At 38.4% G+C, this 13,777-nt stretch carries 9 protein-coding genes; 8 read left to right on the forward strand and 1 reads right to left on the reverse strand.

Annotated elements, in window-relative coordinates:
* Positions 1 to 11: 11 nt before the first annotated feature.
* The 4 genes from araA to rpiB all read left to right on the forward strand — a co-directional run bounded on the left by araA (position 12) and on the right by rpiB (position 6,091).
* The gene (gene araA / locus ACZMIG_RS08435) at positions 12 to 1,553 is read left to right on the forward strand and encodes an L-arabinose isomerase (RefSeq protein WP_288949272.1); all 1,542 of its coding nucleotides are present in this window, start codon (positions 12 to 14) and stop codon (positions 1,551 to 1,553) included.
* 4 nt (positions 1,554 to 1,557) lie between these two features.
* Positions 1,558 to 3,231 carry a ribulokinase gene (locus tag ACZMIG_RS08440; protein WP_302697567.1) on the forward strand — a complete coding sequence of 558 codons (1,674 nt, stop codon included), beginning with the start codon at positions 1,558 to 1,560 and terminating at the stop codon, positions 3,229 to 3,231.
* A 398-nt stretch (positions 3,232 to 3,629) separates the two neighbouring features.
* On the forward strand, positions 3,630 to 5,648 hold the full coding sequence (locus tag ACZMIG_RS08445; protein WP_053398111.1) for a transketolase family protein: 2,019 nt from the start codon (positions 3,630 to 3,632) through the stop codon (positions 5,646 to 5,648).
* Between the two features lie 2 nt (positions 5,649 to 5,650).
* The gene (gene rpiB, locus ACZMIG_RS08450; RefSeq protein ID WP_021854584.1) at positions 5,651 to 6,091 is read left to right on the forward strand and encodes a ribose 5-phosphate isomerase B; all 441 of its coding nucleotides are present in this window, start codon (positions 5,651 to 5,653) and stop codon (positions 6,089 to 6,091) included.
* 144 nt (positions 6,092 to 6,235) lie between these two features.
* Here rpiB and ACZMIG_RS08455 read toward each other — a convergent pair whose 3' ends face one another.
* Positions 6,236 to 7,042, reverse strand: coding sequence for a gliding motility protein GldB-related protein (locus ACZMIG_RS08455; RefSeq protein ID WP_021854585.1), 807 nt, complete (start codon positions 7,040 to 7,042; stop codon positions 6,236 to 6,238).
* Positions 7,043 to 7,337: 295 nt separating this feature from the next.
* Here ACZMIG_RS08455 and ACZMIG_RS08460 point away from each other — a divergent pair, with 295 nt between their 5' ends.
* The 4 genes from ACZMIG_RS08460 (at position 7,338) to ACZMIG_RS08475 (ending at position 13,773) form a co-directional block, all read left to right on the forward strand.
* Positions 7,338 to 8,567, forward strand: coding sequence for a DUF4861 domain-containing protein (locus ACZMIG_RS08460; RefSeq protein ID WP_418874319.1), 1,230 nt, complete (start codon positions 7,338 to 7,340; stop codon positions 8,565 to 8,567).
* A gap of 277 nt (positions 8,568 to 8,844) precedes the next feature.
* Positions 8,845 to 11,259 (forward strand): ferrous iron transport protein B, encoded by a 2,415-nt coding sequence (gene feoB, locus ACZMIG_RS08465; RefSeq protein WP_302023237.1) that lies wholly within the window; start codon positions 8,845 to 8,847, stop codon positions 11,257 to 11,259.
* A 404-nt stretch (positions 11,260 to 11,663) separates the two neighbouring features.
* Positions 11,664 to 11,945, forward strand: a complete 282-nt coding sequence (locus ACZMIG_RS08470; protein ID WP_021854589.1) for an HU family DNA-binding protein — start codon at positions 11,664 to 11,666, stop codon at positions 11,943 to 11,945.
* A 253-nt stretch (positions 11,946 to 12,198) separates the two neighbouring features.
* Positions 12,199 to 13,773 carry an Rne/Rng family ribonuclease gene (locus ACZMIG_RS08475; protein ID WP_053398124.1) on the forward strand — a complete coding sequence of 525 codons (1,575 nt, stop codon included), beginning with the start codon at positions 12,199 to 12,201 and terminating at the stop codon, positions 13,771 to 13,773.
* Positions 13,774 to 13,777: the final 4 nt, after the last annotated feature.

Consider the following 13,777-nt stretch of genomic DNA (forward strand, 5'->3'; position numbering starts at 1 on the left):
TAATTACAACTATGATAAAAGCATTCGAAAATTACGAAATTTGGTTTATAACAGGTGCTCAGCTTCTATACGGAGGTGATGCGGTTAAACAAGTTGACGGACATTCAAAAGAAATGGTTGCCGGACTGAACGATTCAGGAAGACTTCCAATTAAAGTGGTATATAAGGGAACCGCAAATAGCAGCAAAGAAGTTTCAGAACTTTTCGCAGCTGCCAACAATGAGAAAAAATGTATCGGTGTAATAACATGGATGCACACATTCTCTCCTGCCAAGATGTGGATACATGGACTTCAGATACTTCACAAGCCACTACTCCACTTGCATACACAATATAATGCCGAAATTCCATGGGATTCTATTGACATGGACTTCATGAACCTCAACCAGAGTGCTCACGGAGACAGAGAGTTCGGTCACATAATATCACGTATGCGCATAAGGAGAAAACTTGTAGTTGGATACTGGAAAGAAGAAAAGACACAGGACCATATTGCTGTATGGGAACGTGTATGTGCAGCATGGGCAGATGCACAAGACATGTTAATCCTGCGTTTCGGCGACCAGATGAATAATGTAGCTGTTACTGACGGCGACAAGGTTGCAGCAGAACAGGTTTTGGGCTATCATGTAGATTATTGTCCGTTCAGCGAAGTACTTAGCTATTTTAAAGAAATAAAGGACGCTGATGTTGACAATCTGGTTGCTACATATTTCAATGAATACGACCATGACAGTTCACTTGAGGATAAGACAAGCGAAGCATATAAGAAAGTATGGAATGCAGCAAAAGCGGAACTCGCTTTACGTGCCATACTGAAAGCCAAAGGTGCAAAAGGCTTCACAACAAACTTTGATGACCTTGGTGACGTAGACGTAGAAAGAAGCGGAATGGGATTCGATCAGATTCCAGGACTTGCCTCACAGAGACTCATGGCTGAAGGATATGGCTTTGGCGCAGAAGGCGACTGGAAGTCAGCAGCCTTATACCGCAGCATTTGGGTCATGACACAAGGCATGCCTAACGGCTGTTCGTTCCTTGAAGACTATACGCTCAACTTTAACGGTGAACAGAGTTCCATCCTGCAGTCACACATGCTGGAAGTATCACCTCTGATTGCTGCATCTAAGCCACGACTTGAAGTTCATTTCCTTGGCATAGGAGTAAGAAAGAGCCAGACCGCCCGTCTTGTATTTACTTCAAAAGTAGGAACTGGTGTTACTGCAACAGTAGTAGATCTCGGCAACCGCTTCAGAATGATTGTAAACGATGTAAAATGCATCGAACCTAAGGCATTGCCTAAACTCCCCGTTGCATCAGCACTTTGGATTCCTCAACCCAACTTTGAAGTTGGAGCAGGATGTTGGATATACGCAGGAGGCACACATCACAGCTGTTTCTCATACGATCTTACTGAAGAATATTGGCAGGATTATGCAGAAATTGCAGGAATAGAGTGTGTATTCATCAATGAAAATACAAAGGTTGATGAGTTCCGTAAAGAACTGCGCTTCAATGAAGTTTATTACATGTTGAACAAAGCTTTGCTGTAGTTTTATGACAAAATACGTTATAGGCCTTGATTACGGAAGTGATTCAGCCAGGGCTTTAGTTGTAAATGCTACAACGGGTGAAATATTAGCAACCAGCGTACAATATTATCCACGATGGAAACAAGGATTATATTGCAACCCTAAAGCAAACCAATGGCGCCAGCATCCCAAGGATTACCTTGAGGTGCTGGAAGGCACGGTAAAAGATGCTTTAAGCCAATGTCCACAAGAAGTTGCCAAGAATGTTGTCGGAATTGCCTTTGACACAACAGGATCAACACCTGCCTTCACAGACGAGACTGGCACTCCATTGGCAATGCTGCCAGAATTCGAGGACAATCCAAATGCAATGTTTGTATTATGGAAAGACCATACTGCAGTAAAAGAAGCTGAAGAGATAAACTTAGCATGTGCAAAGTCAGAAATAAACTATGCTAAATATGAAGGTGGCATATATTCTGCTGAATGGTTCTGGGCAAAAGCGATGCACATCTTACGTGAAGACAGCAAGGTTGCTCAGAAGGCATATTCAATAGTTGAATATTGTGAATGGCTGCCAGCTGTACTGACCGGTGTAAATAAATCAAAAGACATTGTCCGCAGCCGCTGTGCATGTGGCCATAAGGCAATGTGGCATAAAGAATGGGGAGGTCTTCCTTCTGAAGATTTTCTTGTTTCATTAGAGCCTAAACTTGCCGGATTCCGTGCCCGACTGTTCGAGGAGACAGAAACTGCAGATAAACCTGTCGGACATCTATGCAAAGAATGGGCAGAGCGTCTAGGACTTAATGAAGATGTTGTTGTTGCCGGAGGCGCATACGATTGTCATATGGGTGCTGTTGGTGCCGGAGTTACTCCTCATACGCTTGTACGTGTAATAGGAACATCAACATGCGACGTTATGGTTGCATCATATGATGAAATCGGTACAAAATGCATAAAAGGTATCTGTGGACAAGTTGATGGCAGCGTAATTCCCGGAATGGTTGGCCTTGAAGCAGGTCAGTCAAGTTTTGGCGATGTCTATGCCATGTTCAGAAGAATACTTGAATTCCCCGTAAGAGAAATCCTGCCTCAAACAATCGGCGATAAATTATCTAAAGAAGAAATTGACAATATTGTTGAAAAAACTTGCGATAAAATTATCGTCAAACTAACCGAAGAAGCAGAAAAAATACCTGTCTGCGAAAGCACGATGATCGCAACCGACTGGATAAACGGACGACGCACTCCAGATGCGAATCAGTTGCTAAAAGGAACAATTGCCGGATTCACTCTAGGCTCAAATGCCCCACAAGTTTTCCGTGCATTAGTAGAAGCCACGGCATATGGAACAAAAGCTATTGTTGACAGATTTGAAAGCGAAGGAATAGTAATCGACAATGTCATAGGCATTGGAGGCATCGCGCTTAAATCACCATTTGTAATGCAGACAATGTGTGATGTCATCAATAAGCCAATAAAAGTTTGCAATACAGACCAAGCATGCGCATTAGGAGCCGCAATGTTTGCAGCAACAGCAGCAGGAATATATGAGAAAGTTGAAGATGCAATAGAAAATATGAATAGCGGATTCTCTAAAGAATATATTCCACAGCCTGAAAATGTAAAAGCATACGAGGATATATACAAAAAATATCTAAAACTCGGACAATTTACAGAAAAAGAGCTATTCTAGGGTCTAAGATGGCGTTAGTGTCTGTCACTCAGACATTAACGCCACTTTCATTGTGACATTTTAAACAGACTCCTTTTAGAAGTCAAACGGTTATCTTTTAGATGAAGAAACATATCATATCGCAAGCCCAAATGCCACATTTCGTATGGAGTAAATTAATGAAAATAAAACCAACAGACATTTATCATTAAACGCAAATAGCAACCATAAACAATAAGGCATCATCTTATAAAAACAATTGCTGAAAAGCGGATAAAATCATTATTAACTTTATTGAAGTTTAAACGTCTATTTCTTTTGTTTTATCATAAGATTTAACTATCTTTGCATGTAATAAGTAAGATAATTTCAAATTATTAGATATAACCCGAAAATCATCAAATTTAATACTAAATATAATGAACGATAAAAAATTAATGAACAAAGCAGCAGACAACATACGTATTCTCGCTGCATCTATGGTAGAAAAAGCAAACTCAGGACACCCCGGAGGTGCCATGGGAGGTTCAGACTTTATCAATGTATTATTCTCAGAGTTTTTAGTATACGATCCTGAAAATCCTTCATGGGAAGGCAGAGACCGTTTTTACCTCGATCCAGGACACATGTCTCCGATGCTATACAGCGCATTATGCCTGCAAGGGAAATTCACATTGGAAGAACTAGCCATGTTCCGTCAATGGGATTCACCAACTCCTGGACATCCTGAAAGAGACGTTAAGCGCGGTATAGAAAACACATCCGGTCCTCTTGGTCAGGGACATACTTTTGCCGCCGGTGCCGCTGTTGCAGAAAAATTTTTGGAAGCACGTCTTGGAAAAGAAGTTATGCAGCACAAAATATATGCATATATTTCTGATGGTGGTATAGAAGAAGAGATATCACAAGGTACAGGCCGTCTTGCAGGTACACTTGGTCTGAACAATCTTATTATGTTCTATGATTCAAATGACATCCAGCTTTCAACAGAATGTGGTGTTGTTATGAACGAAGACACTGAAGCGAAATACAAATCTTGGGGATGGAACGTAATTAAAATAAACGGAAATGACGTTGACGAAATACGTGAGGCCCTAAAACAGGCACAAAAAGAAGAACACCGCCCTACCCTCATCATCGGAAAAACCGTAATGGGTAAAGGTGCACTTAAAGAGGACGGCACAAGCTATGAGCACAGTATCAAGACACATGGTGCACCTCTTGGCGGAAATGCATATGTAAATACAATAAAGAACCTTGGAGGTGATCCTGAAAACCCATTCCAGATATTCCCCGAAGTACAGGAATTATATGCAAGACGCAAAGAAGAATTAAAGCAAATTGTAGCAAAACGTCATGCTGAAGAAGAAGCATGGGCTAAAGCAAATCCTGAAAAAGCTGCACAGATGAAAGAATGGTTCAGCGGCAATGCTCCTAAAGTAGATTGGAGTGCTGTTGTTCAGAAAGAAGGATCGGCTACACGTGCAGCATCTGCCGCATGCCTTGGCGTACTTGCAGAACAAGTTCCTAATATGATCTGTTCATCTGCCGATTTGTCAAATAGCGACAAGACTGACGGTTTCTTGAAAAAGACATCATCAATGGTAAGAGATGATTTCAGCGGAGCTTTCTTCCAGGCTGGTGTAAGCGAACTCACAATGGCATGCATGTGCATCGGTATGTATCTCCATGGCGGCGTAATTCCTGCATGTGGAACATTCTTCGTATTCTCTGATTACATGAAACCTGCTGTACGTATGGCTGCATTAATGGAAGTGCCAATCAAATTTATCTGGACACACGATGCATTCAGAGTAGGTGAAGACGGACCTACACACGAACCTGTTGAGCAGGAAGCACAAATCAGACTGATGGAAAAACTCAAGAACCATCATGGAAAAGACAGCGTAAGAGTCTTCCGTCCTGCTGACGCAGATGAAACAACAGTATGTTGGGCTATGGCCATGGAAAATATGGAAACGCCTACAGCACTTATATTCTCACGCCAGAACATAGCAAAACTTCCGGCTGGAAATGACTACGAACAGGCACGCAAGGGAGCATATGTTGTCGCAGGTTCAGATGAAGACTTCGATGTAATACTCTTAGCTGATGGTTCTGAAGTATCAACATTGGTTGCCGGTGCAGAACTTCTCCGTAAAGACGGAATAAAGATCCGCATCGTAAGCGTTCCTAGTGAAGGTCTCTTCCGCAATCAAAGCAAAGAATACCAAGAAAGTATACTTCCTAAAAACGCCAAAATATTTGGCATGACAGCAGGTCTGCCTGTAACATTGGAAGGTTTGGTAGGTGCCAATGGTAAAGTATTTGGAATGCCAAGCTTCGGATTCTCTGCGCCATATAAAGTATTGGATGAAAAACTCGGATATACAGCCGAAAACGTATACAAACAGGTTAAATTATTTATGGAGGAATAATTATGGACATCAAGACTGTAGGACTAGCATGCGATCATGCAGGCTTTCCGTTAAAAAAGTTTGTCATCCAATATTTGGAAGACCATGGCTATCAGTATAAAGATTATGGCACATATAGTGACATGAGCTGTGATTACCCCGATTTTGCACATCCTTTGGCTGAAGGAATTGAAAGCGGAGAAGTATATCCAGGCATCGGTATCTGCGGAAGTGGTGAAGGTATGGCTATTACATTGAACAAGCATCAGGGTGTTCGTGCCGGCTTGGTTTGGTCACCTGAAATAAGTGAACTCATACGCCAACATAATGATGCAAATGTAATCGTATTACCTGGACGTTTTATTGACAATAAAACAGCCGAAAAAATACTTGATGTATTCTTTAAGACTGCCTTTGAAGGTGGACGCCATCAGAGAAGAATTGAGAAAATTCCTGTAAAATAAGAATTAGCGACCCTGACATAGTTAAAGAGAGTTGATAAAATTCAACAATATAAAAATACCCAAGATACGAAAACGTACTCTTGGGTATTTTTATATTGTTGAATATATAAAATTTCAGAATATTCCAATATCAAAATTTACATTCTACATCTTTATAATGTACGAATAATCATTGTTCTTAAGAAGATTTTCTATTGAAATTGACTTATTTTTATTCATATATTGGTCTATCATATTGACATAACGGGATTTAAAAAATTTATATCCCAAAGCAATATTACAAACCCACATAATCTTTCCTATATGCAAATCTCTCTCTAGCTGGGTACGTGATTCGAAATCATGCATAGGATAAAGACTGAGAAGATAAAAATTAAGGCAATCAGGTACTATATTATCTCGCGTCATTGTCTTGATCTGTGATGGATAATAATATTTTTTATACAAAGGATAATCTTTACCCAAATACTTATCCAATGAGATGCCTATGGTCTGGTTTCCAACAACAATACTTTGATCTAACGCACCAATTTGAGCATATATCTGAGGTATCGGTAACGTTGGAATATAAACTTTAAGACGGTCAAACGAACTGTTTAACAGTTTGTTTATATCATCCATATTTGCATACTGAGCCTCTGCATCTGATAGTATTGTCTGAAGCGTAGAATCTTGATAAAATGCCAAAAACTTGTGATTAATCTGCGGATCATTTACCTCACCAATTCTCAAAACATCCTCAAGTAATGTTCTCGTTTCCATAGGAAAGTCTGTATTCATCTGCTGTAATGCAGAGAAATCTCCAGTCGTAAGATACTGACTTTCCAAGCGGTCATAGCGACATACCTCAATACGTTGCTTGACGCTCTCATCTTCAAAAGGCTTCAATTTAAGCTCACATGCCTCAAGAAGAAAAACTGATAATACTAATAACCATTTGGAAAACTTCACTACACATTAATCTTTTACCCTGCAAAGTTAGTAAAAAACTAATTATCCCCAAACATATTAGCTAAAAAAATTAAATTAAACTCTAAAAAACGGCAATTTAACTTTAATTTTATAAAAATCAGTCAACAATAATGAATTTATATTCCACATTTATTAATAAACAACTAACATTAACAAAAGCATAAATCAACTTTGTTTTTATACATATAATACAACAATATTTGTTATAAGCCAATTTCAATTTTGCATTTAAATTATTTAGACGTATCTTTGCATTGAATAAAAATTAATTGCTATGAACAAAAAAATATTAACAGGCGTAATAACTCTGCTGCTCAGTATTCCTGGATTTTCCCAGAAAGACATCACAATTACAGTTACAAACAATTCCAAAACATCAAAGCTCAATGAGCCAATAGTGCTCAACCTGAAGGACTATAACACAGACATTGTAAGATCAGCAACAGTAAAATGTGAAGGTAAAGAAATACCATGTCAGCTTGACGACATTAACCAGGATGGCATAATGGATGAACTCTGTTTCATTACTGATATTGAAAAAAAATCTTCAAAAAAAATAAATATCACATTGTCCAATGAAGGACTGCCCAAGGAATATCCATCAGAAGTTTATGTAGAAATGCTTTTGAGTAATAAAAAAATAAAAGAAAGCAATAAACAGAACTTATATATTTCTCATCTAACTGTAGATAGAGACGTGAATCCTTATTGGTCATTACATCACCACGGAGCTGCTTTTGAGAACGACATGGTCGCATACAGAATATATTTCGACCATAGACAAACTGTTGACATCTACGGAAAATACAACAAAGGTCTGGAATTAAAACAAACACAATTCTATCCTGACGAAAATCAGAAAAAAGCAGGTTTCGGAGATGATGTATTATGGGTAGGTTCAACGTTAGGCTTAGGCACACTTAGAGGCTGGGACGGAAGTAAGCCAACAATGCTTACTGATGTCGACAAAAGAAGCCAACGCATCATTTCACGCGGCCCATTACGTACAATTGTTGAAGTTAAGGATGTTGCATGGCGTCCGCAACCTGGTCAGGAACCAATAGACATGACCACTCTTTACATTCTTTATGCAGGAAGAAGAGAATGCTATGTCAAAGCTACATTCAGCAAAAGCGTAGATAAGTATAAATTCTCTACAGGTATAATAAACGTAAAAAATTCTAAGGAATTTTCAGACAAACAAGGTTTACGTGGATGTTGGGGAACAGATTGGCCTGTATCTGAAAAAGACAGCGCAGGACATAAGCGCGAAACAGTAGGCTTGGGAATTTACATACCACAAGAATACATTATCAGCGAAGAAGCCGCCAATAAAGACAACTATGCTTTCGTAATTAGTTCAAAAACTAATGAGATAAACTATAAAATCACATTCTGCAGTGACAATGAAAAGTTCGGTTTTCACAATGCAGAAAAATGGTTTGACTATTTAAAAGAATGGAAAAAGGAACAAGAAAACCCGATTATCATTTCTAAACAATAAGAAATTAATTATAAACAATTTTGCAGGAAAAGGATGTGCGACAATTATTTCACATTCCTTTTCCTGCAAAACATTTTTACCAAAACGACATCAGACTCTCCTTAGGCTTCAAGAAAAGCAAAATATTACCATTGCATAATGATAATCTATAGCCAAAAATATAAATATAGGCAACACATTAACTAACTTATCATCATTAATAGGTATTTTACTAAAATATAAATACGAAATCATTATTTTTTGTTACTTTTGCATTACTTATTAAAATGGCAAAAAGATGAGATTATCAGAACTAAAGACAGGAGAAAGAGGTGTTATTGTTAAGGTAATGGGACATGGTGGATTTCGCAAACGCATTGTTGAAATGGGATTCATCAGAGGAAAAATCGTCAAAGTACTGCTTAACGCTCCACTTCAGGACCCCGTGAAATATCAAATAATGGGGTATGAAATCTCATTACGGCATACAGAAGCCGCAATGATTGAGATCATACCGGCCGACAACGCCCCGCAGCTAGAAGAAGAAGAGGCGAAGAAGTTGGGAATGACAAACATATCTCAAACAGCAGATGAAGACTATCTGCTCACAGATGAAATGCTCCACAAAGTTGCATTGGAAAAAAGTCATACAATAAACGTTGCTTTGGTAGGTAATCCCAATTGCGGAAAGACATCATTATTCAATTTTGCATCTGGCGCACACGAAAGAGTCGGCAATTACTCTGGTGTTACAGTAGACGCCAAAGAAGGACACGCTGAATACAATGGATATCGTTTCAATCTGGTAGATTTGCCTGGCACATACTCACTTTCAGCATATAGCCCCGAAGAATTATATGTACGTAAACAAATAATCGACAATACTCCTGATGTCATTATTAATGTTATTGATGCAAGCAACATTGAAAGAAACCTCTACCTTACGACACAACTGGTTGACATGAATCTCAAAATTGTCGGAGCATTAAACATGTTCGACGAATTTGAATCTAGAGGGGACAAACTTGACTACGATAAACTCGGTGAATTATTCGGAATGCCATTTGTCCCTACAGTATTTAAAACCGGACGCGGCATTGACGAACTCTTCAAAACTGTCATAAACGTATATGAAGGTGTTACCGAACCGGGAAAGAACAATCTCAGACACATCCATTTAAATCATGGAAAATACATAGAACAAGCAATTGACGATGTAAAAAAGGAAATACAAAAAAACGAACAAATCCGTTACAAATATTCAACACGTTTCCTGGCAATAAAGTTACTTGAGAAAGATTCAAAAATAGAAACTCAGGTAAAAGACCTTCCAAACGGAGAAGATATCATAAAAATTCGGGACAACGCAGCTGAACTAATTCTCAAAGAAACCAGAGAAGACAGCGAAACAGCCATAATGAATGCAAAATATGGCATCATACATGGAGCCATGAAAGAAGCTGGTTGTGAAGAAGGAAACAAAACAGACACATATCAGCTTACTCATGTCCTTGACGCCATAATAACAAACAAATACATTGGTTTCCCACTATTTTTCATATTCTTGTACCTAATGTTTGAAATTACGTTCACGTTAGGCCAATACCCTATGGACTGGATTGAAAGTGGTGTAAATCTCATAAGTGAATTCATGAGATCTATAATGCCGGACGGCCCACTTAAAGCCATGGTCATTGACGGGGCTATAGCAGGTGTTGGAGCCGTAATCGTATTTCTTCCTCAAATATTGATCTTATACTTTATAATTTCATTCATGGAAGACTCTGGCTACATGGCCCGAGCTGCTTTCATCATGGATAAAGTAATGCACAAGATGGGACTGCACGGTAAATCGTTCATTCCGCTTATCATGGGATTTGGATGCAACGTACCAGCCGTAATGGCAACACGAACTATCGAAAACAGACGCAGCCGACTAATTACGATATTGGTATTGCCACTTATGAGCTGCAGCGCACGCCTACCTATCTACATAATGATTATAGGTACATTCTTTGCAGTAAAATATCAGTCGCTCATCATGATATCCCTTTATGTCATCGGCATAGCTATGGCTGTGCTAATGAGCCGCATATTCAGCAGATGGCTTATTAAAGGAGACGACACTCCTTTCGTCATGGAACTGCCTCCATACAGATTTCCTACAGCAAAAGCCATACTACGCCATACTTGGGAAAAAGGCAAGCAGTACCTAAAAAAAATGGGAGGAATAATTCTCGTTGCAAGTCTAATAGTATGGGCCTTAGGTTATTTCCCTCATAATGAACAATTAAGCAATCAAGAACAAAAAGAACAAAGCTATATTGGAGTCATCGGAAAATCAATTGAACCTATATTCAGGGCACAAGGCTTCGACTGGAAACTTGACGTTAGTCTTGTAGCAGGAGTTGGCGCAAAAGAAATCATAGCATCAACAATGGGTGTACTTTATGCCGATGAAGATAATGTATCCAATGAATCTGAAAAATATCAAATTCTGAATAAAAAGATGCAGGCGGACGGAATAACTCCGCTCATTGCCTTTTCGTATTTGCTATTTGTATTGATTTATTTCCCTTGTATAGCAACAATTGCAGCAATAAAAAGCGAGACAGGTAGTTGGAAGTGGCCAATATTTACAATGGTTTATACAACATTTCTGGCATGGTGCGTTTCTGCATGCTGTTACCAAATAGGCAGCCTGATTTTATAGAAACTAAATAAGAGAAAAAGTATAAACAGACCAACCGCCTTAACATTTAATCAGATGTTAAGGCGGTTCTGTTTAATGCCAATCAGACATAAAAGCAAATTGATTAATTCAAAAAGTAAGGATAATGAAAAACAGAACAATTAAAAACCAATAAAATATAATAATAACCATATATTATGCGGAAGCGTAAAATCACTTTTTAATAACTTACAATAAAAATAATATTCACATAAATTGCGACACATAATTAATGACAAAATTATGTAAGTTAGTGATTTAGAGCATATTTAAGGCTTCAAAATCGCAAAAAAAGCAAAATAAATTTCCGTTTCACAACAAAAACTATTATATTTGCACGCCCAAATGAAAAGTTAAGAACCGATAAATAGTAAATTCATATAAAAATGACTAAGGCAGATATAATTGAGGAAATTGTAGAATCAACAGGTATTGCGAAAAAAGATGTTTCTGCAACAGTTGAAGCTTTCATGGAAGTTATAAAAACAAGCTTACTTGAAAAGAAAGAAAATGTATACCTGCGCGGTTTCGGCAGTTTCATCGTTAAGCATAGAGCCGAGAAAACGGCACGTAACATATCAAAGAATACCACAATAGTTATTAAAGCTCACGATTTTCCAAGCTTTAAGCCCGCTAAGAGTTTTGTAAGCAAAATGAAAGGCGAATAAGTGCGGATTTTTAATTTAACAATATTATATAAACCATTTAAATTTATAAGCTATGCCAAGCGGTAAGAAGAAAAAGGGCCACAAGATGGCTACACACAAGCGTAAAAAAAGATTAAGAAAGAACAGACATAAGAGCAAGTAAATTGCTTCGATAAGTCTGTAAATTCAGAAATTAAAGGGCATGTCATCACAGCCTATAACGACCGGTGGACATGCCCTCTTTTTTGACAAAACTAAGTTCAGAAAACCAGAAATGACCAGCGAAGTTGTAATTGACGTCCAACAGAAAGAGATTTCGATTGCCCTGCTGGAAGATAAAAATCTAGTAGAGTATCAGACTGAGCAGCGCTCAGCGTCTTTCTCAGTTGGCAACATCTATATGGCAAAAGTCAAAAAACTGATGCCGGGGCTTAATGCCTGTTTTGTAGATGTTGGTTTCGAACGTGATGCTTTTCTCCATTATCTTGACTTAGGAAGCCAATTTGACTCATACGAAAAGTATTTAAAACAAGTAAAAAGCGACAGAAAGAAACTTTTCCCCTTGTCAAAAGCGACTCATCTTCCTGATTTGAAAAAAGACGGAAGCATACAGAATACGTTGCGTGTCGGACAAGAGGTGATGGTACAGATTGTTAAAGAGCCAATATCAACAAAAGGTCCCAGACTGACTGGTGAGTTAAGTTTTGCAGGACGTTATTTGGTTCTGATACCATTTAATGATAAAGTTTCTGTTTCTTCAAAAATTAAAAGTGGTGAGGAACGAGCACGACTCAAACAGCTAATCAACAGTATAAGGCCTAAAAATTTTGGCGTTATTGTACGTACTGTTGCCGAAGGCAAAAGAGTTGCAGAACTTGACACCGAACTGAAGATTCTCTTAAAGCGTTGGGAGGAAACCATTACTAAAGTACAAAAGACAGAAAAAAGACCTCAACTAATATATGAGGAAACTAGTCGTGTCGTTGCATTGTTACGCGACCTGTTTAATCCGTCATACGAAAATATATATATAAATGATGAAGAGGTCTACAAAGAAGTAAAACATTACGTAACCCTAATTGCCCCGGACAAGGCAAATATAGTAAAGATGTACTCTGGTAATGTCCCGATCTTTGACAATTTTAACATCACCAAACAGATAAAATCGAGCTTTGGCAAAATTGTAAACTACAAGCATGGTGCATATCTAATTATAGAACACACAGAAGCCCTGCACGTTGTAGACGTTAATAGCGGAAACAGAACACGCTCCGCAAATGGCCAGGAAGCCAATGCACTTGATGTTAATCTTGGCGCAGCAGACGAACTTGCACGACAATTGCGCTTAAGAGATATGGGAGGTATTATTGTTGTAGACTTCATAGACATGAACCTAGCCGAAGACAGGCAACTGCTCTATGAACGAATGTGCAAGAATATGCAAAAAGATCGTGCACGACACAATATCTTACCACTAAGTAAATTCGGACTTATGCAAATAACACGCCAAAGAGTCCGTCCTGCAATGGATGTTAATGTGGAAGAAACCTGCCCTACTTGTTTTGGCAAAGGAACGATAAAATCCAGCATACTTTTTGTTGACCAGCTTGAGAGAAAAATTGACAGACTAGTCAATAAGATTGGAATTAAGAAATTCTATCTGCATGTACATCCCTATGTAGCAGCATATATCAATCAAGGCATAATAAGCCTTAAACGCAAATGGCAGATGAAATATGGCATGGGCGTACATGTAATTCCTTCTCAGAAAATGGCCTTCTTGCAATACGAATTTTATGACAGCAAGAAGCATTTTATTGACATGCAGGAGGAAATTGAAACAAAATAAAAAA

The organism is Xylanibacter sp. (assembly GCF_057607445.1).

What these genes read in the sequence shown, in the direction of transcription:
- rpiB (WP_021854584.1), top strand. Translation starts at nt 5,651, where the DNA reads ATGGACATCAAGACTGTAGGACTAGCATGCGATCATGCAGGCTTTCCG.
- ACZMIG_RS08470 (WP_021854589.1), top strand. Translation starts at nt 11,664, where the DNA reads ATGACTAAGGCAGATATAATTGAGGAAATTGTAGAATCAACAGGTATT.
- ACZMIG_RS08445 (WP_053398111.1), top strand. Translation starts at nt 3,630, where the DNA reads ATGAACGATAAAAAATTAATGAACAAAGCAGCAGACAACATACGTATT.
- ACZMIG_RS08460 (WP_418874319.1), top strand. Translation starts at nt 7,338, where the DNA reads ATGAACAAAAAAATATTAACAGGCGTAATAACTCTGCTGCTCAGTATT.
- ACZMIG_RS08475 (WP_053398124.1), top strand. Translation starts at nt 12,199, where the DNA reads ATGACCAGCGAAGTTGTAATTGACGTCCAACAGAAAGAGATTTCGATT.
- araA (WP_288949272.1), top strand. Translation starts at nt 12, where the DNA reads ATGATAAAAGCATTCGAAAATTACGAAATTTGGTTTATAACAGGTGCT.
- feoB (WP_302023237.1), top strand. Translation starts at nt 8,845, where the DNA reads ATGAGATTATCAGAACTAAAGACAGGAGAAAGAGGTGTTATTGTTAAG.
- ACZMIG_RS08440 (WP_302697567.1), top strand. Translation starts at nt 1,558, where the DNA reads ATGACAAAATACGTTATAGGCCTTGATTACGGAAGTGATTCAGCCAGG.